Origin of the sequence: Luteibacter sp. 621 (genome assembly GCF_050435445.1) — a bacterium.
Taxonomy (GTDB): domain Bacteria; phylum Pseudomonadota; class Gammaproteobacteria; order Xanthomonadales; family Rhodanobacteraceae; genus Luteibacter.
The window spans coordinates 44,297-64,832 of sequence record NZ_JBNDKI010000026.1 but is presented as its reverse complement, the minus strand read 5'-3'; the positions used below and the strand labels follow the sequence as shown (position 1 = coordinate 64,832).

Sequence of the window (20,536 nt, the reverse complement as noted above, 5' to 3'; positions counted from 1 at the left end):
AACCCCCATGCCCCGTAAACGACGCCTGCGCCTGCCGTTCATCCGCCATCCGCGCGATGCATCGCATGAATTCGACGATGCCAGCTACGACGGTGGCGTTTCCGGTGGCGCGTATACCCGGCACATCGTGCTGTTCGTCGTCGTGGTGATCGTCCTCGCGGCTATCCTGCGCTGGGTACTCTGAGGATCCGTGCCTCGTTGGCGCGAAGCGCCACGCCGCCCTCCCCCGCGTACGTGGAAAGCACCAGGTCCCCCTGCAGCGGCACGTGCGACGTGGCTTCCGCTGCGGAGAAGTTCAACGCAACGATGAATCGCTGCCCTTCGTCGCACCGGGCGTAGACAAGGACCGCGTCGTTGCAGCCCAGCACGGTGATCCCGCCCCGGCTCAGCGCCGGATGCTCCCTGCGCAACGACAGCAGGCCACGGTAGAGCGACAGAAGCGATGCCGGATCACGCTCCTGTGAATCAACATTGATCGTGTCGACATGGTCACCTATGGGGAGCCACGGCGTGCCACGGGTAAACCCGGCGCCCTCGCGCGGATACCAGCGCATAGGCGTTCGCTGGGGATCCCGCCCCAGCCCCTTGCCCGGTTCGTTGCGTTCGAAGGGGTCGCGTGCCTGGGCGGCTGGAATGGGCACGTCGTGCATGCCGATTTCGTCGCCGTAGTACAGCGTGGGCGTGCCGCGCAAGGTCAGCAACAGCACGGCGGCCACACGTGCCTGCGCATCGCCAACGCGCGATGCGATGCGTGGCTTATCGTGGTTGCCCAACACCCAATTGGGCCAACCGCCCTTTGGCAGCGCGGCCTCGTAACGTTCCACCAGGCCACCGATGAAACGGGCCTCCCACGGCGCACCAATCAACAGGAAGTTGAACGGAAGGTTGGCGCCGTCGAGGTGCTCACCGTAGTAAGCCACGATCCGGTCCAGCGGTAGATAGAGCTCCCCGATCAGGACGCGATCGGGAAACTCATCGACGACGGCGCGCATGGCGGCGACCACGCCCTGCACCTCAGGCAGGTCGGCGGTATGCTCGGGCAGGAAACGGTTGGCGCTGGCATCAATGCCCTCACGGTAATCGGGGTTCGGCGGGTTATCGCGAAATGCCGCATCCTTCATCACGTGGTAGAGCACATCCACGCGGAACCCATCTACCCCGCGGCGCAACCAGAAACGCATGGCCTCGTACATGGCCTCGCGCACCACGGGGTTGCGCCAGTTCAGGTCGGGCTGTTTGTCCAGGAACAGGTGCAGGTAATACTGCCCCGTGCCCTGGTCGAAGGCCCATGCACTGCCGCCGAAGTTCGCCAGCCAGTTGTTCGGCGGCCCGCCATCCGGCGCGGGATCGCGCCAGATGTACCAGTCGCGGAACGCACTGGTGCGCGAGCGCCGGCTTTCGCGGAACCACGGGTGTTCGTCGGAGCTGTGGTTGGGGACGAAATCGAGGATCACCTTCAAGCCCATGGCGTGGGCATCCGCGATCAGCGCATCCATCGCCTCGATGTCGCCAAACAGTGGATCGATCCCGCGGTAATCGCTGACGTCGTAGCCGAAATCGGCCATGGGGGATGGGTAGATCGGCGATATCCACAATGCATCGACACCCAGGCCCACCAGGTAGGGCAGCTTGCAGCGGATGCCTTGCAGATCGCCGATACCGTCGCCGTTGGCATCGGCAAACGAGCGGGGATACACCTGGTACACCACGCCATCGCGCCACCACACACGCTCGCTCACGCCGCCTCCTCGCTGTTCCCTGCCACGCCACCCCCGGAGCCTCGCCGTTGCCGTGTGTAGGAAATGCCTTCACACGGCGGCGCGTAGGCTCGCCTTTCCCCTGCGCCGGCTGCCGTCATGATCAACGACCTCTGGTACAAGAACGCTGTCATCTATTGCCTTTCCGTCGCCACGTTCCAGGATTCCAACGGCGATGGCACCGGGGATTTCCAGGGACTTGGGCGCCGCCTGGATTACCTGCAAGGGCTGGGCGTAACCGCCGTATGGCTCATGCCGTTCCAATCCTCGCCCGGGCGCGATGGCGGCTATGACATCTCCGATTACTACAACGTGGATCCGCGCTTTGGCACGCTGGGCGATTTTGTCGAGTTCACCCACGCTGCCCGGCAGCGCGGTATGCGTGTACTGATTGACCTTGTCGTGAACCATACCTCGGACCAACACCCCTGGTTCCGTGAAGCCTGTCGCGATCCGTCATCAAAGTATCGCGACTGGTATGTGTGGTCGAAGACGCGGCCTGCGAATGCCGACGAAGGCATGGTGTTCCCCGGCGTGCAGAAAAGCACGTGGAGTTACGAGAAGCGCGCAAAGGCCTGGTATTTCCACCGCTTCTACGATTTCCAGCCCGATCTGGATACCTCAAACCCGTACGTGCAGGCCGAGATCCTGAAGATCATGGGCTTCTGGACCCAGCTGGGCGTCTCCGGCTTTCGCATGGATGCCGTTCCCTTCGTCATCGCGACCAAGGGCGCAAGTGTTCGTAAGCCCCGGGAGCAGTTCGACATGCTGCGCTCGTTTCGCGAACTGCTGCAGTGGCGGCAAGGCGATGCGATCATCCTGGCCGAGGCCAACGTATTACCGAAGGATGACCTGGAGTACTTCGGTGAGGACGGCGACCGCCTGCAGATGATGTTCAACTTCCAGGTGAACCAGGCGCTGTTCTACGGCCTGGCATCATCCGATGTGCGCCCCCTCGCCAGCGCCCTGGAAAAGACGAAGCCGCGCCCGGCCACCGGGCAGTGGGCGCTATTCCTGCGCAACCACGATGAACTCGACCTGGGGCGGCTGACCGCACGGCAGCGCGAGCGGGTCTTCGCCGAGTTCGGCCCCGACAAGGATATGCAGCTCTACGATCGCGGGATCCGTCGCCGCCTCGCACCCATGTTGCGCAACGATCGCCGCCGGCTGGAGCTGGCGTACAGCCTGATGCTCACGCTGCCGGGTACGCCCGTGCTGCGCTATGGCGATGAGATAGGCATGGGCGATGACCTCAGCCTTGCCGAGCGCGAGTGCGCGCGCACCGCCATGCAATGGTCCACGGAGCCCCTGGGCGGCTTTACCGATGCAACGCGTGCCGCGGTGCCGGTCATTACGGAGGGGCCCTCTGGATGCCCGCACGTCAATGTGGCCGACCAGCGGCGGGATCCCGGCTCACTATTGAACTGGATGGAGCGCGTGATCCGCATGCGCAAGGAAATCCTGGAGGTCCCCTGGGGTGACTTCGAGGTATTGCCCCTGGATGACAACGCGGTGCTGATGGTCCGCTATACATGGCGTGGCAACGCCGTGGTTTTCCTGCACAACCTTGCCGATGCACCGGTGGAGGTGGACTTCGCACTTGGCCTGTCGCTCACCAACGTATTGTCGGACGATCACAGCCAGCCCGATGGGCGCGGGCATCACCGGATCATGCTCGAACCCTACGGTTACCGCTGGTTCCGCGAGGGCGGCCTTGGCTACATCCTGCGCAGGAAAGAGGTGGATCGGGCCTGAAATTTGAGTAATTTGATGACGGGTGCGAATTGTCCGAGGCAAAATGCAATCGGTTGCACATTTCACATCGCCTATACCCCTTTAGGGGGTAGTCGCAGATCCTTGCGTGCGCAATGCTTCGATCCTCATCCGATATGGAGAGGGTCGGCCATGTACCGCGCCGAGACAGCCTGTCCCGTCAGAATCCCGCAAACGCCCACGCTGGTCATCGACCTTGCGCAGCGCTCGGCTGCGCTCGACCGGCCCTCCGAGGGCATCCAGGTGCAGGCCCTGCGCGATCGCCTGGCCCTGACCGAGATTGTGCTGGGCCCGGACGATGGCGTGGATAACGACCTGCTGCTGGTTTACCGGACCGTGGGCGCGGCCGATCCGGGCGCGGGGGCGATCCTGTTCCGCCGCGCGCTGACCCATACCGATATCGTGCACCCGCCGGCCGTACGCAGCCTGGCGCAGGTGCTGTTCGATACGCTGCGCACCGAAGCGCCCAACGCCCCGCTGATGGCCCACGTGGCCATGGCACTACGGGCGATCGTGCCGGCCGCCTCCCGTGAGGACACCGGCGCGGTACGCGGCGGCCTGGCCAACTGGCAGGAGCGCCGTGCCCTGGCCTTCATGGAGCAGCGGCTTGACCAAAGCTTCCCCGTCTCCGACGTGGCGGACGCCTGCGGCCTCTCGGTCAACCATTTTTCGCGCGCCTTCCGGCGCAGCCTGGGCAAGCCACCCCACCGCTGGCTGCTGGACCGGCGGATAGACCGGGCCAGGGAGCTGCTGCAAACCACGGAACTGTCGCTGGCGGACATCGCCCTGGCCTGCGGCTTCGCCGAGCAGAGCCACTTCACCCGGGTATTCACCCGCCTGGTGGGCATGCCGCCCGGCGCCTGGCGGCGCGCGGCGGAGTAAAAATTCCAAGCGCAGCCGGTTATTTGCAAAGACACCCGGTTTCAGTCAATTCCCTCTGGGCGCAGCCTGCGTATGATGGCCGCCATATTATCGCGGCAGGACCCACCCGATGAGCGCGGAAACCGCAACCCAATGAGCGGCGACACCACCACACCCGCCGCGACCCTGCACCTGGGCAGGGACCTTATGCTGGCTGGCTCGCGCCTGCGCGATGCCGTGGGTCGGCGTGCCCAGCGCGAGTTCGGCATTACCGCCCTGCAGGGCGACATGCTGCTGCTCCTGGCCGCGCATGGCAGCATGATCTCGACCGAGCTGGCCGCCACGTGCGGCGTAAACGCCAGCACGGTAACCCACGCGGTCGACGCGGGCATCGAACGTGGGCTGATGAAGCGCACCCGCAACGAAGCAGACCGCCGGCTGGTGGATATCGGGCTGACCCCCGCTGGCAAGCGCATGGCGGAGCGAGTGCGCGCCCTCATCGCCGATGTGGCCCGTACCGCACTGGAGGGCGTGGGCGCCCCGCACCTGCTGGTGCTTGCGGAAAGCCTGGCCCAGGTCAGCAAGAACCTGGACCGCGATTAGACGGCGCGGCGGCCCAGGATCAGGTGCAGGCCGAACAGGGTAAAGATTGCCCCGGCCCCGCCATCGATCCAGCGGCTGGCCCGCACGTAGCCGCGGCGCATGGCCGGCAGCGCGAAGATGGCTGCCACCACGCCGAACCACAATGCCGTTTCCAGCGTGACCATGGCCCACAGGCCCCAGCGGGCCCCGGCCGTCACGCCCTCGCCGATGAAGGCGGAGAAGATCGAGGCGAAATAGATCGCCGCCTTGGGGTTGGCCAGGTTGGTCAGCAGCCCGCGCAGCAGCGCCTTGGCCGGGCTCGAATCGCGGACGTCGACCGTCGGCACGCTGGCATCCGGCTTCGCCTTCCACGAGGCACGCAGCATCTGCAGGCCCATCCAGCACAGGTATGCCCCACCGGCGATGGCAATGCCGCGCTCCAGCCAGGCCAGCCGGTGCAGGAGCAACTGCAGCCCCAGCAAGGCCAGGGCGGCCCACACCGCCACGCCCAGCGCGATGCCCACCACCCCGGCAGCGGCCTCCCGCCGGGAACGGCTCGCCGCCAGCTGGCTGACGAAGAAGAAATCCGGGCCCGGGGTGACCAGGGCCACGAGCTGGACCACGGCCAGCGTAAGAAAGATATGTTCCATAACCCCTAGCTTATGTAGGAGCGCGCCTGCGCGCGATCCCCGGCGCCCGAATTTCACGATTTTTTCGCAGCGCGCCTTGCCCCCACGTCCCCCGTCCCGTAACCTCCCGTTTTTTAAGCGGTCACGGGGCTACCCCCGGCCTTTGAAGGGGTACGTCACGATGCTGGGTCTGCTGGGCCACGTTCTGTTTGGCCTGTTCGGTTTGGCGGTGCTCGTGGGCATCGCGTTCTGCTTCTCCAACAACAAGCGCTCGGTAGACTGGAAACTGGTCGCCACCGGTATCGCGCTGCAGATCGCGTTCGCCGCCGTCGTGCTGAAGGTGCCGCTGGGCCGCGATGTGTTCGATGCCATCGCCACTGGCTTCGTGCGCCTGCTCGATTACGTGGAAGTGGGCTCGCGCTTCATCTTCGGCAGCCTGCTCGATACGAATAAGTTTGGCGTCATCTTCGCCGTGAAGGTGCTGCCCACCATCATCTTCTTTGCCGCGCTCACCGGCGTGCTGTACCACCTGGGTGTGATGCAGCAGATCGTGAAGGGCATGGCCTGGGTGATCACCAAGGTCATGCGCGTGTCCGGCGCGGAAACCACCAGCGTCTGCGCCAGCGTGTTTATCGGCCAGACCGAGGCACCGCTCACCATCAAGCCGTACATCGAGCGGATGACCCAGGCCGAGCTCATGACCGTCATGATCGGCGGCATGGCGCACATCGCCGGTTCCGTAATGGCGGCGTACGTAGCCATGCTCGGCGGCGACGATCCGGCCTCGCGCATGTTCTACGCCAAGCACCTGCTTACCGCCTCGGTCATGGCCGCCCCGGCCACGATGGTGCTGGCCAAGATCCTGGTCCCCGAGACCCAGGAACCGCTCACCCGCGGCACGGTGAAGATCGAGGTCGAGAAGACCACCGCCAATGTGATCGATGCGGCCGCGACCGGTGCCGGCGACGGCCTCAAGCTCGCGCTGAACGTCGGCGCCATGCTGCTGGCCTTCATCGCGCTCATCGCCCTGATCAACGGCCCGGTGCAGTGGGTGGGTACGATTGGCGGCGATCACAGCATCAACGCCTGGCTCTCGGCTAACGCCGGCCACCCGGTGGCCTTCAGCCTCGAGACCATCTTCGGCTGGGTCCTCTCCCCGATCGCCTGGCTGATCGGCGTGCCCTGGCATGACGCCAACCTGGTCGGCAGCTTCATCGGCGAAAAGGTCGTCATCAACGAGTTCGTCGCTTACGCCGACCTGGCCAAGCACCTGCCCGACCTGCTGCCGGAAAGCCGCCTTATCGCGACGTACGCGCTGTGCGGCTTCGCCAACTTCTCGTCGATCGCGATCCAGATTGGCGGTATCGGCGGCCTGGCCCCGAACCGCCGCGCCGACCTGGCCCGCCTGGGCCTGCGCGCCGTGCTCGGTGGCTCCATCGCTACGTTCATGACGGCCACCATCGCCGGCGTGCTCGAGCGCTTCTGATCCATGGCCGGCATCCGCCTGCTGGTCGTTGGCGGATACAGCGAGGAAGAGCGCTGGCGCGTGCCGCGCCTTCCTCGCCCCGGTGAACCGGTCCACGCTGAGAACTTCGAACGCCGGCCGGGAGGCAAGGCGTTCCACCAGGCGGTCGCCGCCGCGCACTCCGACGCCGGTGTCGGCCTGATCGCCGCCATCGGCGACGATGTCATCGATCCCTCCGGGCTCCCGCCCCTGGTCGATGCGCGCTGGCAGGTCGTCTCCGGCATACGAACAGGCCGTTCCGGCCTGTTCGAGGATTCGCGCGGCCAGACGCTGGCCGTGCTCTCCTCCGGTGCCAACGATCACCTCGATGCGGCGTTCGTCGCCGCGCAGGGCGATATGTTCGATGACGCCTCGGTATTGCTCGCTTCGGCGGAAGCCAATATCGATACGATCGCCGCCGCCCTGGAGTTTGCCGGCGCCCGCCGCATGCTGCGCATCCTGGATCCAGGCCCGCTGCCGCCGCGTTTATCCGTACGCGAGTTCGCCAGTACCGATGTGCTGCTGCTCGGTCTGCATGAGTTTGCCCAGGCCTGCGGCCGGTTTCTCTCGATTGAGATCACAGCGCAGGCGGTGACCGGCATGGATGACACCACGATCAACGCACTCGCCCGCCGCCTCTGCGCCGGCACGGTGGTCGTTTCGCTCGACAAGAGCTGCCTGGTCTCGCACGGTGCCGACCGGCACGACGATCATGCGGATGTGTACCGTGTCCCTTCCTGCGGCCACGGCGATGCGTTCAAGGGCACGCTGGCCGCGCGCCTGACCATGCCCGGCAGTTTCCGCGACGCCCTGACCGCCGCCTGCGACCGCTCCGTGTAGGAGCGCGCTTGCGCGCGATTCGGTTTACGGCGAGCCCCTATCGCGCGCAAGCGCGCTCCTACAGGGGCTGGGGCATTGCGATGGCAGGTCAGGGTTTGATCTTGATCTCGTAAAGGTTCGCCCAGCGCTTGCCGGTAACGAACAGGCGATCGTGTTGTTCGTCGTAAGCGATGCCGTTGAGCACGGCATCCGGGTCGTTACCCACGTGCTGCTGCGCGACCAACGGGGCCAGGTCGATCCAGTCGATCACGTGGCCGGTCTTCGGATCGATGCGGGCGATGCGGCTGGTTTGCCACACGTTGGCGTAGATCACGCCCTTCACCCACTCCAGTTCATTGACCTGCTGCACGGGCTCACCGTGGTCGGTGACCGTGATGGTGCTCGTAGGCTGGAACGTATCCGGATCGAGCACGCGGATCACCGGCGTGCCATCGCTCATATAAAGGTGTTTGGCATCGCGCGTGAGCGCCCAGCCTTCGCCGGGGTAATGGAGCGTGCCCTTCAGTTCGAAGGTGCTGCGGTCGTAGAGGAAGCCCACGCCCTGCTGCCAGGTGAGTTGCAACAGGTAGGGACCGGCAAAGATGATGCCTTCGCCGAAATAGCCGGTGGGTACGTCGCGCTGCTGCACGATCTCGCCCGTCTCCAGACGCACCTTGCGCACGCCGGCGCCGTCGTATTCGCCGGTGGCTTCGTAGAGGTAGCCGTCGTCGTAGAACAGGCCTTCGGTGAAGGCTTTGGGATCGTGCGGGTAGCGATGGACGACCGTATACCCGCGCACCGGGGTGGTGTCTTTCGCGCAGGCCGGGAGCGTGGTGGCCGCTGCGACGGTGGCGAGCATCGCAAGATGTAGCGGTTTCAGGATCGTTCGCATTCGACAGCCGTGGTGTGGGAGCGCGCTTGCGCGCGATGGAGGGTGAGGCAAACGTCCATCGCGTGCAAGCACGCTCCTACGGGGAACGGCGCTAGCGGTTTAGCCGTTCTTCTTCAGCCACGCATCCACGGCCGGCAGGCGCTGGTCGCGAACCATCACGCGGTAGCGAATGGTCGCCACCGTGGTGTCGGCATCGCGGCGTGAGCCTTCGGCGATGTACTTGGTGGCGAACGCCTGCACCTTGTCGATCATCTTCAGGTCCAGGGCGCTGGTGGCGATCGCGGGGTAATAGCGGGCGGTCGAGGTCGAGTCGACGAACTTGTCGACCTGGTCCTTGTGCGCCACGGCGAAATCGAACGCCAGCTCCGGATGCAGGCGCGAGACGCCGCGGATCAGGGCGGCGCTGTTGGTCGCACCCGGCTCATCGGTGAGCGAAAGATCCAGCGCGCGCTTGGCCAGTGCTTCATCGCGGGCGGCCGAGAGCATGCCGTACAAGCGATCCTTCACCAGCGGGGTCTTCTCCGCCTTCGCCTGCTCGTGCAGCTTGTCCCAGGTGGCGCTATCGGCGTTGGTGGCGACCACGCCCAGGATCACCTTGCGCAGCTCGGCCGGCATGGTGTTCTTGGCGTAGCGATCGCGCGCCTCGGCCACCACCTTCGCATCACCCAGGAAACCGAGCGTGCCGATCAGGTGCGAGCGCAGGATGGCGACCGGGGCTTCCTCGCCCTGCTTCGCTTCCCAGCCCACCTGGTCGAGCTTGGGCGACAGGCGGCTGATGGCGTACTTGCGGAACGTCGCCTGGCGCTTCGCATCGCCCTCGTAGTAGGCATCGAGGCTGGACAGGTCGGTCGCGATCTCATCCCACAGCTGCGGCGTGGCATCCAGCGGCGCGGCCTTGATCAGGTCAAGCACGTCGGAGGTCGGCTGCAAGCCCACCATGCCCTGGGCCCAGGTATCGCCCATCACGCCGAGCTGGTCGATCGGCTCCAGCTTGGCGAACGCGCCCTGCAGCTGCTTGGTCTGCGCCGGGGCGTACAGCGTGCGGTAGTAGCCGGTCTGGCCGGCGTTGACGATCACCGGGCCGCAGCCGGCGACGGTGAGCGTGCCCTTGCCATCAAGCAGCGTGGAAGCGGGTGCGCCGCCCACGGTCTTCGCAATGACCGGCACGTGCCAGGCCAGCGGCTTCTTGTCCGGGCGATCGCGGGTGAACTCACCCTGCGACAGGGTCAGTGTGGTCGAACCATTGGCGCACGACACGGATTCCACCTTCACCAGGGGGATGCCCGGCTGGAGCGTGAAATCGTGGGCGATCTGCGTGACCGGCTTGCCGGCGGCCGCTTCGATTTCCTTCCACAGGTCATCGGAAACCGTGTTGCCATAGGCGTGGGCCTTGATATAAGCCTGCACGCCCTTGCGCCACGCATCCGGGCCCACATAGGCCTCGAGCATGCGGATCACTGATTCGCCCTTGGCGTAGGTGATCGCATCGAAAGCCTGGCTGGCCTGTTCCACCGTTTCCACGTGCTGCACCACCGGGTGGGTGGTGGCGATCGCGTCGCGGCCCATGGCGCCTTCGCGCGTATCCACGGCATCGAGGTTGGTGTGCCATTCCGGGTGCAGGCGCTCGGTGGTGCGCGAGGCCAGCCACGAGGCGAAGCCTTCGTTCAACCACAGGTCATCCCACCAGCGCATGGTGACCAGGTCGCCGAACCACTGGTGCGCCATTTCATGCGCCGCGGTGTTGAACACTTCCTGCTTGTCGCCCTGCGTGGAGATGCTAGGGTCGAGCAGCAGCGCGTATTCGAAGGTGTAGATGGCGCCCCAGTTTTCCATGGCCGCGAAGAACTGGCTCGAGCCCGGGCTGGCGATGTTATCCAGCTTCGGCAGCGGGTACGGCACGCCAAAGTAATCGTTGTATTCCTTGAGCACGGCACTGCCGGAGTCCAGCGTGAACTGTGCCTGCGAGGTAAGGCCCTTCTGCGTGATGACGCCGATCTCGACGCCTTCGCTCTTGGTGGTGATGCGATCGAACTCACCGGCACCAAAGAAGACCAGATAGGTGGACATCTTCGGCGACTGGTTGAAGGTCCACTTCACCAGGCCATTGCCCACGTCCTTCTTTGACGCGGCCGGCATGTTGCTCACTGCCATGTCTTCCGACGGCACCGTGGCATCCAGCGTGAACGTGGCCTTGTAGTTCGGCTCGTCCCACGACGGGATGAAGCGGCGGGCATCGGAGTTCTCGAACTGGGTGTACAGCGCGCGCTTCTTGCCTGAGGCCTTGGTGTCGTAATCGATGGCGAACAGGCCGTTGGCCTGCGTGCCGATCTTGCCGGTGTAGTCCATCGAGAGGCGGTAGGCACCCGCCGGCACCGGCTTGTCGAAGGTGAAGGTGGCTGTCTGGTTTTCGGCATCGACCGAAACCTTCGGGGTGCCGAACGATGCCTTGCCCTTGGCCGGGGCGAGCTTCACGTTGGCAAACGTCATGTCGATCGCGTTCAGCGTGATCGTCGCGGTGGGTTCCAGCACATCGATGTTGATCGCGACCTTGCCATCGAAAGCAAGCTTGTCGGCGTGCGGCACCACCGACACATCGTAGTGCGACGGGCGCACGGTACGCGGCAACTGGGTGGGGGCCTGCTGGGCGTCGACGGCGCCGGCGAGGGTGGAGAGGCCGGCGAGCGCAAAGGCGATCGCGCTGACGAGAGTTTTACGCATGGGGAACCCCTGATGGTGGACCGTGTGATGGTCAGCCCAAACGAGGGGTTTTAGTAGCGCCGGAAGTCATGCTCGCAAATTCATGCGCCGAAAATCACCAGAACTTCCACCAACGCCGCTTTTCAAGCTTTTTCAATGCCTTGAGATGCCCCCGCGCCGCCGCCTTGCGATACCAGGCGCGGGCAATGGCGGCGCTGCGCGGCACCCCATCGCCATTTTCGTGCAGCACACCCAGCTCGTACTGGGCATCGGGCACGGCCTGTCCCGCTGCCAGGCGGAGCAGGCGCAACACTTCTTCGATATGGCGCGGCACGCCGCGGCCACCATCGATCATCCGGGCCAGCGCGAACTGTGCCTGGGGGTGGCCCTTGTCGGCGGCCAGGGCCAGCCAGCGCACGGCATCCGGATCGTTGCGGGCCACGCCATCGCCGGTGGCCAGGCGCATACCCAGCTGGTACTGCCCCGCGGCATCCTGCGGGCCGGTCACGGCCTGGCGCGCGGATACGACCGGGTCAGCCGCCTCGGCATCCAGTTCCGCCAGGCGTTGCTTCGCCTCGTTGTCGCCCTGCTCGGCCGCGCGGCCGAACCAGTAGCGGGCCTGCTCGCGATCGGCGGGCAGGCCACTGGCTTCCACATACATCTTGCCCAGGGTGAACTGCGCGATGCTGTTGCCCAGTTCGGCGGCGCGCCGGTAGTGGTGCGCTCCCATCGCCGCGTCGCGCGGCACGCCCACGCCATCGACGTACATATGCGCGACGCTGCACAGGGCATCCGCGTAACCGCGGCTGGTCGGGTCGCCACGTTCGATGGCCTTGCTATAGAAAGCGAAGGCAAGCTCCGCATCGCGCGGTACGCCGCGGCCGAAATAATGCGAAACGCCAAGGTTCACGCAGGCCTGGGCATGGCCCTGATCTGCCGCCATCCCCCACCAGTGCAGGGCTTGTTCGCGATCGGCGGTGACACCGTGGCCGCGCGCGTAGAGGGTGCCAAGGGCGCACTGGGCCTCGGCGTGGCCGGCATCCGCGGCACGGCGCAGCCACTCGGCCGCCTCTCCGGTATCGCGAAGTACCCCATGACCCTCCGCGTATTGCATGGCCAGGCGGAACTGGCCATCAAGGTGGCCTTGTTCTGCGGCACGGCGCAGCCAGTGGGCCGAGCGGGTACGGTCCTGGGCCACGTGCTCGCCATCGAAATACATGACGCCGACGCGAAACTGCGCCTGCGCGTCGCCAAGCTGCGCATCTTTCTCCAGCCGGCCGAATTTTTGCAGCGCGTCCATTTCCGCGACGAACCGATGGTCGCCGAGCACGCCGCCCCTGGTACCTTCCGACATCCCGTTCCCCTGCAAAACGCCTGTCGTCGTTTGTGGGGGCATCATAAGTGGTTGCGGGGTATTGGGATATCGGCAATTTCGGATAGCCAGGGGCAACCATGGCCGTGCGCCGACGTACGTACCTCCACGGCACCTTCACGGCGGCCGCGTTATTTGCCTCGATGATCCATCTGTGAAAGCTGAGCCATGCCCACTGATCCCCTGGTCGTACTCCTTGTCGAGGACGACGACGCTATCCGCGAAATCTCCGCCATGATCCTTGAGGGCGAGGGGCATACCGTGCATACCGCCCAGAACGGGGACGAAGCCGAGCGCTGGCTCGAGACCGGCACGGCGGACATCCTGTTCACCGATGTACGCATGCCCGGCATGGTGTCCGGACAGGAACTTGCGATGCGACACGCCGACATGCGGGTCCTCGTCGCCTCCGGCGAATTGCGTGAACAGCACGACTGGCTGCTGCCGCGGATGGAGTACCTGGCCAAGCCGTATGACCGGAAGACGTTGCTGGCGACGGTGGCGAGGCTGGCGGCGGCCTGAGGGGCATCGCGCGCGAGCGCGCTCCTACACGGAGCGCGGCATCGGACGGACCGGCGGGATCAGGCGCGGTCGATGACTTTGTTGATCTTGCCGTTGGCGAAGCCGAACTCGGTCGTGCCTTGCATCTCGATGATGGTGCCCGCGCCCGGGCCATCGGGAATGTCTTCGGCGATCTCGCCGTGGAAATCGATGGTGGCAATGATGTCGTTGCCGTGCTCTTCGAGCGACACGATGGTTTGTTCGCGCGCGGCGAACAGCTGCGCGCCAACGCGTGCGAGCTTCTCCAGGTCGGGCTTGCCATCGGTGGCCACGCTTAATTCGCCACCCTGGTGGTGCTCGAAACGCACGTCATCGGTAAGCGCCGCCAGCATGGCGGGGATATCGAAGTGGTTGTACGCGGCAAGGTAGATCTCGATCAGTTGCCGGCGTGCGGGATCGATCATGACAGCCTCCGTGGACACTTACGTGGCGTGGCGCTGGCGCAGGAAATCGATGAAGACGCGCAGCTTCCTGGGCATGTGCACACGGCTTGGATAGTACAGGTGGAACGCGCCAAAGGTAGGCCAATAGTCCGTTAGTACCGGTACCAGCGTTCCACTGGCGAGATCCGCGGCCACGACGCCCTCCAGGTGGCAACACACGCCCAGCCCCTCGCGTGCCGTGGCCAGCAGCAGGTCACCATCGTTGCTGATGATGGCCGGGCGCGCTTCCACTTCCACGATCCGGCCATCGATGGCGTATTCCCACCGCTCCACGCTGCGATCGTGATCCAGCCGGATGCAGGCGCAGCGGTGCCTGAGCAGGTCGGCCGGCGTCGCGGGGGCTCCATGCACGGCGATATAAGCGGGCGAGGCAAACGTCGCGACGCGTTGTGGCGGCCCGATCGGCACGGCGACGACATCATTGGCCAGGCTTTCGCCCAAACGGAAACCCGCATCGAAGCCCATGGCGACCAGGTCGATAAAACGGTTCTCGCAGTGCATCTCCACCGTGACATCGGGGTAGGCGCGGGCAAAGTCCGCCAGGTGGGGCACGACCACGATATCGGCGACCGCCTTGGGCAGGTTCAGCCGGAGCACGCCCGCGGGCGCCTCGCGCGCATCGTTCACCGTATCCACTGCGCGTTCGATGGCGCCCAGCCCCGCGCGCGCCTCTTCGAGGAAGCGCTGTCCGATCTCGGTCACCCCTACCCGCCGCGTACTGCGATCAAGCAGGCGCACGCCCAGCTTTGCCTCGAGGGCGCGGACGCTTTGTGACAGCGCCGAGGGCGAGACCCCCAGTTCGCGGGCGGCCCGGGTAAAGCTGGCGTGGTGGGCCACGCGCGCAAACGCCGCGATGGCGGGCAGAAGGTCGTTCGGCACCGTGGGCACCCTCATTGTGAAGCCATGCTTCAAAGCGTATGCGCGCAAGATCCGTATATCCAGCACTATCGGAGCGCCTAAGGTGTGCGCATCCCCCAACACCCGAGGCAACCCCATGGCTCTGCAACTGGATAGCTACACCACCCTGGGCCGTTCCGGCCTGCGCGTCAGCCCAGTGTCCCTGGGCACCATGACCTTCGGCGAAGGCTGGGGCTGGGGTGCCGGCGAGGCCGAGTCGCGCAGCATGCTCGACACCTACATGGAGCGCGGCGGCAACTTCATCGATACCGCCAACTTCTACACCGGCGGCACATCCGAAACCCTGCTCGGCAGGTTCCTGGAAGGCCGGCGCGATCGCGCGGTGATCGCCACCAAGTACAGCCTCAACACCGAGCCGGGCAACGTGAACACGGGCGGCAACCACCGCCGCAATATGGTCCGTGCCGTCGAGGCCAGCCTGAAGCGCCTGGGCACCGATTACATCGACCTGTACTACCTGCACGTGTGGGACTACACCACGCCGGTCGAGGAGATCATGCGCGGCTTCGACGACCTGGTCCGCTCCGGCAAGATCGTCTACGCCGGTATCTCCGATGCACCGGCATGGCAGGTGTCGCGCATGCAGATGCTCGCCGAGTTGCGCGGCTGGGCCCCGTTCGTCGCGCTGCAGATCGAGTACAGCCTGATCGAGCGCACGGTGGAACACGATCTGCTGCCCATGGCCGACGCGCTCGACCTGGGCGTGCTGGCATGGTCGCCGCTGGGCAGTGGCGTACTCACTGGCAAATACAGCCGCGCGGATATCGAAGCGAACAAGGGCAAGGACATGTTCAACGGCGGCCGTGCCGCGGTGGCCGCGAACATGGGTGCGCTCAGCGAGCACAACCTCGATATCGTGGAAGTGCTGAAGGAAGTCGCCGAGGATGTGGGGCATTCACCTGCGCAGACGGCGATCGCATGGCTGCTCGCGAAACAGGCACCGCGCGTGATCCCGATCCTTGGCGCGCGTACCGCTAAACAGTTCGAAGAGAATCTCGCGGCACTGGATGTCACCTTTACACCGGCACAGTTGCAGCGCCTTGATGACGCCAGCGCGATCGATCCGATCTTCCCACACCGCTTCCTGCCGATCGTGCAGGCCTCGGTGAGTGGCGGTGCATCCATCGAGCGCGGCTGGTAAGCCAAAGTGTCCGGCCGGTGTCCGCGGACACCGGCCGCGATGCCACAGGCCGCATGGCACCGTGCTGGCCCGTGCCTTGCAATGACGTTCCCCGGATCACTACGGAGACGCCACGCATGGCACACGTTCCACGGAAGCTGGTACTCGCCGCACTCGTCGCCACCACCTCGATGGCCCAGGCCGATGAGCCACCGCCGCTGCGTTACACCATCACGCCGGTGCTGGTGAAGGGCGTGCTTACGGCGCTGGATATTTCGCTGGAGGCTGCCACCGGCTCGGATGGGAGCCTTCTGCTCAGGATCGGCAGCCCGCCAGGCGACATCCGCGCCACCGCGGCCGTCGATAGCAGCAAAGCGGGCCTCATCAAGGTCACCGCCGTAGCCGGTGCACCGTTTGTCCTGCATTACCGAATCACCGCCGATGCCGATCCGGCGGCGAAACACAACGTGGGCCCCTTCTTCACCGCGGACTGGAGCAACAGCGCCTGCCCCATGATCCTGGCCCTCCCCGACGATTGGGTTCCGCGCAAGATCGACCTGGACTGGAGGCTGCCCGCAGGATGGCGTGGCTTATCGAGCATTCCGGCGGGTGTACCGGTGGATGCTGGCAAGCTTGGGATGTCCGGTTGCCTGATCGGCAGGCACATCGTCGATGCCAGCCGCCCGCTTGGTACGACAGCGACCCTGCATGCGTACACCACGGATGCCCAGGCATCGGCAAGCCTGATCGACAGCGCTGCCGCCGCGTTGCGCCCGTTCGCGGAAGCCGCCGGCAGTGGTGCCGTCGATTTCCCGATGTACATCGGCGTACTGCCAACCACCGGCACGTTCTATAGCGCGTGGAGCAGCGGTGGCTTCATGAGCGTGGTGCAGGGACCGGATGCGCCGGGACGGGAACTGGCCGCACCCCTCATCCAGAACTACGCAAGCATGGTGCAAGCGGGCACGGGCGACCCCGCCACGGCCTGGTACACCCATGGCCTGCGTACCTACCTTGCGGTAAGCCAGGTCACAGAAACCAACACGTTGGCCCGGCAGGATGTCGCCGCCTATCTCGACCAGATCAGTGCGGACTATGGCAACTCGCCCTTTCGCCGCGCCAGCAATGCGCAGGTGGTCGCGGACTGGCAACGCGCGCCGCTTATCCAGAACATCCCCACCCAACGCGGCCTGCTGTTCGGCTGGTTGCTTGATGCCCAGCTGCGCAACGCGACCGGTGGCAAGGCGTGCATGGCCGATGTGCTGCGCGCCATGGACCCGAAGGAAGCCGATCCGGCCGCTGCCCTGGTGGCCGCCATCAAGGCAGCCGGCGGTGGCGACATCACCCCGCTGTACGAGAAGTACATCGTGCGTGGTGAGCTTCTGCAGCTGCCACCGGGTGCACTGGGGCCCTGCATGTCAGTCAGCACCCTGGCCGATAGCTCCGGCTGGCAGGTCCAGGGCATCGCAGATACCTGTAGCCCATGAAGCTTCCGTAGGAGCGCGCTTGCGCGCGATAAGGCTTGCCGCAAGCACCCATCGCGCGCGAGCGCGCTCCTACAAGAGCCGGGGTGGGGGGCGTATGCCGGGGTGCCTGGCGTTTGCCGGAATCCGGTAACGCGACTATGGTGCAGCCTTCCGTCCCGTCCCGAGCACCTCGATGAGCCAAACGCAGGAATCCAGCCCCGATCACCTCCGGCGCAGCCTTTCCAACCGCCACCTGCAACTCATCGCCATCGGCGGCGCCATCGGTACCGGGCTGTTCATGGGCTCGGGCAAGACCATCAGCCTGGCTGGCCCCTCCATCCTGTTCGTGTACCTCATCATCGGCGTGATGCTGTTCTTCGTCATGCGCGCCATGGGCGAGTTGCTGCTCTCCAATCTCGACTACAAGTCGTTCATCGACTTCTCCACCGACCTGCTCGGCCCCTGGGCCGGTTTCTTCTGCGGGTGGACGTACTGGTTCTGCTGGATCATCACCGCCATCGCGGATGTGATCGCCATCGCGAACTACGCGCAGTTCTGGTTCCCGTCGCTGGCGCCGTGGATACCTGCCGTGTTCTGCGTGGTGCTGTTGCTCGCGCTAAACCTCACGACTGTGCGCCTGTTCGGCGAACTGGAGTTCTGGTTCGCGCTGATCAAGATCATTGCCATCTGCGCGCTGGTCGTCACCGGCTTCGGCATGGTCGCGTGGGCGTTCCGCTCACCGGATGGGCACGTGGCCTCGCTGGCCAACCTGTGGAACGACGGCGGCATGTTCCCCATGGGCATCAACGGCTTCTTCGCCGGCTTCCAGATCGCGGTGTTCGCCTTCGTCGGCATCGAGCTGGTCGGTACCACCGCGGCGGAAACGGCGGACCCGGAACGGAACCTGCCCAAGGCGATCAACTCGATCCCCGTGCGCATCATCATCTTCTACGTGCTCGCGCTGGTAGTGATCATGTCGGTGACACCGTGGCGCCAGGTGCTCCCGGGCAAGAGTCCGTTCGTGGAACTGTTCGTGCTGGCTGGTATTCCTGCCGCGGCAAGCCTGATCAACTTCGTCGTACTCACCTCGGCCACCTCTTCCGCCAACAGCGGCATCTTTTCCACCAGCCGCATGCTTTACGGCCTGGCTGAAGAAGACCACGCACCGTCGGCGTTCAAGCGCCTTTCGAAAGCGGCGGTGCCTTCGCGCGGCCTGCTGTTCTCGTGCGTGTGCCTGCTTGGCGGCGCCATGCTTGTGTATGTCGTGCCGAACCTGGTCACCGCATTCACCCTGGTCACCACGCTCTCGGCCATCCTCTTCATGTTCGTCTGGTCGCTGATCCTTTGCTCGTACATGGCATACCGGAAGAAACGCCCTGAACTGCATGCCGTGTCGTCGTACAAGATGCCCGGCGGCGTGATCATGTGCTGGGTGTGCCTGGTGTTCTTCGCGTTTGTACTCGTGCTGCTTACGCTCGAATCGGATACCCGCCAGGCGTTGATCGCCAGCCCGGTGTGGTTCGCGATCCTGGGCATCGCGTATGTCCTTCGCCGGAAACGCGCATCCTGACAACGCTCGTGTAGGGGCGCGCTCGCGCGCTTCTACACATACGTGAAAGGCCGGGGTGGTTCTTCACACCCCGTGGCACGCGCATTGCTGCCTTCCCGCAACGGGGAGCGCTTCGTCGGCTTCCCGTCGCCATATGCCCGGGAACCCAGCCCCCATGCCCTTTCCGCTACCTGCCGCGTCGCGGCCAAAAGTGCCCCTGCTTGCCGCCCTTTGCGCGGCGGCTTGCCTGTGCGTCGCGCTGCCGGCTTCCGCTGCGGGGCCGCTTGACGGTAGCCAGCCTGCTTTCCGGCCCGGCAACCCACTGGACGACAGCCAGCCGTATCGCACCGCAGTGCTTCCCGATGCCTTGGTCCAGGACCGCAGCGTGCTGCGCACCTGGGGCAAGGGCAGCTATCGCCTGTCGATATCGCGCGAAACCATGGCGCCCGGCCTGTTCAGCGGTGGCGCGCGGGACCAGGCCCTGCGGGTGAGCGTCACCATCAAGTGGTGACGCCCTGGGCGGTTAGTGTCGTTCGCGGCTGGCGATCTGGACGTTCAACGCCTGGTGCACGGCAGGCAGGCCAGCCAGGTCGAACGTAAACGGGAAGAACGACGGCGCACGCATGTGCAGCACCGGATGGGTCGCCAACAGGTTCTCGAAGGCACGCCGCGTCGGCGTGCTACGCGGCACGAAGGTAAACGTGCCGTTGATGCATTCGCGGCGGAAGTTGAGCCGCTGGCCTTCAATATCGAACGTGGTGCTGCGGCCGATCGAGCCCGCGGCGCAGTTCGAGCGCTGCGGCAGCTCCCGGAATCCATATGACACCCGATGCGTGGGGCGATCGACATACGCGACCAGGCCCAACTGGGCGCCGTGCTCGTCGGGCAACAGGTACACACCGCGGCCCTGGTCCCAGCCCTGCGATTCGGTGGCGAACGACGTGGTGGCGACCGCAAGGCACGCGAGGGCGGCCGCGGCGAGGGGGAACATCCGTGAAGCACGTGCCATGGTGTCGGCTCCTGCCGGTGGGGATAGTTCGTATATAGCACCAGGGCGCAAGTTCTTGCCACCTCGCCCTTGCCCTCACCCGGTCAATTCGACAGCACGGCGCCCTCGGCTACCGCGGCGGCCACGAACGCCCTGGGATCATCCGGCGACACGACCACCTTGCGGCCGCTGGGGGGCTGGATCACGACGCCGTGGTCACGATGACGGGAAGCCACCTTCACCATGCCCAGGTGGCGCGAATAGAACAGGCCATCGAAGGCAAAGAAGCCGCCATTGCCGAACACGCGGACCAGGCCTTTGAACGCGTCCTTGTCCTCGCGAATTATCGCGCCGCGCAGCTCCACGGTCGAGCGGCCCACCTGCCGGCGGATGACCAGGCGGCCACCACCCATTTCGTAGCGTAGTGGCGAGATCGCATAGGCGAGCGCCAGGGCAAGCGTGAGGATGCCGGCAAGTGGCACGCCAAGCGTGGCCGGTGCATCGCGGCTCATCACGATCGCGATGGCGGCGAGCACGATCATGACCGTGGAGATACCGATCCAGCGCACGGCGTTCGACATGGTGGTGGCGAAGGTTTTCATGCG

General features: G+C 65.4%; 20 protein-coding genes. 11 read left to right on the top strand and 9 right to left on the bottom strand.

Translation table 11 applies throughout. From position 1 onward, the window contains the following. Positions 1–7: 7 nt before the first annotated feature. The gene (locus tag ABIE56_RS20865; protein WP_429245729.1) at positions 8–184 is read left to right on the top strand and encodes a hypothetical protein; all 177 of its coding nucleotides are present in this window, start codon (positions 8–10) and stop codon (positions 182–184) included. On the opposite strand, the gene ABIE56_RS20860 is transcribed toward ABIE56_RS20865, so the two are convergent. Continuing rightward, a complete protein-coding gene (locus tag ABIE56_RS20860) occupies positions 162–1,739 on the bottom strand; it encodes an alpha-amylase family glycosyl hydrolase (RefSeq protein ID WP_429245728.1) in 1,578 nt (525 codons plus the stop codon). The genes ABIE56_RS20865 and ABIE56_RS20860 overlap by 23 nt on opposite strands. A gap of 117 nt (positions 1,740–1,856) precedes the next feature. Between ABIE56_RS20860 and ABIE56_RS20855 the strand changes: the two genes are divergently transcribed. The 3 genes from ABIE56_RS20855 to ABIE56_RS20845 all read left to right on the top strand — a co-directional run bounded on the left by ABIE56_RS20855 (position 1,857) and on the right by ABIE56_RS20845 (position 4,994). Beyond that, a complete protein-coding gene (locus ABIE56_RS20855; RefSeq protein ID WP_429245727.1) occupies positions 1,857–3,512 on the top strand; it encodes an alpha-amylase family protein in 1,656 nt (551 codons plus the stop codon). A 150-nt stretch (positions 3,513–3,662) separates the two neighbouring features. Then, positions 3,663–4,412: a helix-turn-helix domain-containing protein gene (locus ABIE56_RS20850; protein WP_429245726.1), complete on the top strand. Its 750-nt coding sequence runs from the start codon at positions 3,663–3,665 to the stop codon at positions 4,410–4,412. 132 nt (positions 4,413–4,544) lie between these two features. Further along, the gene (locus ABIE56_RS20845) at positions 4,545–4,994 is read left to right on the top strand and encodes a MarR family winged helix-turn-helix transcriptional regulator (protein WP_429245725.1); all 450 of its coding nucleotides are present in this window, start codon (positions 4,545–4,547) and stop codon (positions 4,992–4,994) included. Here the strand turns inward: ABIE56_RS20845 and ABIE56_RS20840 are convergent. Then, entirely contained in the window at positions 4,991–5,623 is a 633-nt protein-coding gene (locus tag ABIE56_RS20840; protein ID WP_429245724.1) for a homoserine/threonine efflux transporter, read from the bottom strand. The genes ABIE56_RS20845 and ABIE56_RS20840 overlap by 4 nt on opposite strands. A gap of 160 nt (positions 5,624–5,783) precedes the next feature. Between ABIE56_RS20840 and ABIE56_RS20835 the strand changes: the two genes are divergently transcribed. Further along, on the top strand, positions 5,784–7,088 hold the full coding sequence (locus tag ABIE56_RS20835) for a NupC/NupG family nucleoside CNT transporter (RefSeq protein ID WP_429245723.1): 1,305 nt from the start codon (positions 5,784–5,786) through the stop codon (positions 7,086–7,088). Between the two features lie 3 nt (positions 7,089–7,091). After that, entirely contained in the window at positions 7,092–7,946 is an 855-nt protein-coding gene (locus tag ABIE56_RS20830) for a PfkB family carbohydrate kinase (protein ID WP_429245722.1), read from the top strand. An 88-nt stretch (positions 7,947–8,034) separates the two neighbouring features. Here the strand turns inward: ABIE56_RS20830 and ABIE56_RS20825 are convergent, their stop codons facing one another. The 3 genes from ABIE56_RS20825 to ABIE56_RS20815 form a co-directional block, all read right to left on the bottom strand. Then, on the bottom strand, positions 8,035–8,817 hold the full coding sequence (locus ABIE56_RS20825; protein ID WP_429245721.1) for a glutaminyl-peptide cyclotransferase: 783 nt from the start codon (positions 8,815–8,817) through the stop codon (positions 8,035–8,037). A 99-nt stretch (positions 8,818–8,916) separates the two neighbouring features. Continuing rightward, a complete protein-coding gene (locus tag ABIE56_RS20820; RefSeq protein WP_429245720.1) occupies positions 8,917–11,535 on the bottom strand; it encodes a M1 family metallopeptidase in 2,619 nt (872 codons plus the stop codon). A 94-nt stretch (positions 11,536–11,629) separates the two neighbouring features. Beyond that, positions 11,630–12,868 carry a tetratricopeptide repeat protein gene (locus tag ABIE56_RS20815; RefSeq protein ID WP_429245719.1) on the bottom strand — a complete coding sequence of 413 codons (1,239 nt, stop codon included), beginning with the start codon at positions 12,866–12,868 and terminating at the stop codon, positions 11,630–11,632. A 186-nt stretch (positions 12,869–13,054) separates the two neighbouring features. On the opposite strand from ABIE56_RS20815, the gene ABIE56_RS20810 reads away from it, so the two are divergent. Continuing rightward, complete coding sequence (locus ABIE56_RS20810; protein ID WP_429245718.1) at positions 13,055–13,408, top strand: response regulator; 354 nt, start codon at positions 13,055–13,057, stop codon at positions 13,406–13,408. Between the two features lie 59 nt (positions 13,409–13,467). Here the strand turns inward: ABIE56_RS20810 and ABIE56_RS20805 are convergent, their stop codons facing one another. Both ABIE56_RS20805 and ABIE56_RS20800 read right to left on the bottom strand, forming a co-directional pair. Further along, positions 13,468–13,851, bottom strand: a complete 384-nt coding sequence (locus ABIE56_RS20805; RefSeq protein WP_429245717.1) for a nuclear transport factor 2 family protein — start codon at positions 13,849–13,851, stop codon at positions 13,468–13,470. A gap of 18 nt (positions 13,852–13,869) precedes the next feature. Then, a complete protein-coding gene (locus ABIE56_RS20800; protein WP_429245716.1) occupies positions 13,870–14,769 on the bottom strand; it encodes a LysR substrate-binding domain-containing protein in 900 nt (299 codons plus the stop codon). 115 nt (positions 14,770–14,884) lie between these two features. Between ABIE56_RS20800 and ABIE56_RS20795 the strand changes: the two genes are divergently transcribed. From ABIE56_RS20795 to ABIE56_RS20780, 4 genes are all read left to right on the top strand, one after another. Beyond that, the gene (locus ABIE56_RS20795) at positions 14,885–15,949 is read left to right on the top strand and encodes an aldo/keto reductase (protein WP_429245715.1); all 1,065 of its coding nucleotides are present in this window, start codon (positions 14,885–14,887) and stop codon (positions 15,947–15,949) included. Between the two features lie 116 nt (positions 15,950–16,065). Then, the gene (locus tag ABIE56_RS20790; protein ID WP_429245714.1) at positions 16,066–17,415 is read left to right on the top strand and encodes a hypothetical protein; all 1,350 of its coding nucleotides are present in this window, start codon (positions 16,066–16,068) and stop codon (positions 17,413–17,415) included. Between the two features lie 172 nt (positions 17,416–17,587). Then, complete coding sequence (gene cycA, locus ABIE56_RS20785) at positions 17,588–18,964, top strand: D-serine/D-alanine/glycine transporter (RefSeq protein WP_429245713.1); 1,377 nt, start codon at positions 17,588–17,590, stop codon at positions 18,962–18,964. Positions 18,965–19,118: 154 nt separating this feature from the next. Continuing rightward, on the top strand, positions 19,119–19,454 hold the full coding sequence (locus ABIE56_RS20780) for a hypothetical protein (protein ID WP_429245712.1): 336 nt from the start codon (positions 19,119–19,121) through the stop codon (positions 19,452–19,454). 12 nt (positions 19,455–19,466) lie between these two features. Here the strand turns inward: ABIE56_RS20780 and ABIE56_RS20775 are convergent, their stop codons facing one another. Beyond that, a complete protein-coding gene (locus ABIE56_RS20775) occupies positions 19,467–19,952 on the bottom strand; it encodes a hypothetical protein (protein WP_429245711.1) in 486 nt (161 codons plus the stop codon). 83 nt (positions 19,953–20,035) lie between these two features. Then, positions 20,036–20,533, bottom strand: coding sequence for a PH domain-containing protein (locus ABIE56_RS20770; RefSeq protein ID WP_429245710.1), 498 nt, complete (start codon positions 20,531–20,533; stop codon positions 20,036–20,038). Positions 20,534–20,536 lie beyond the last annotated feature (3 nt).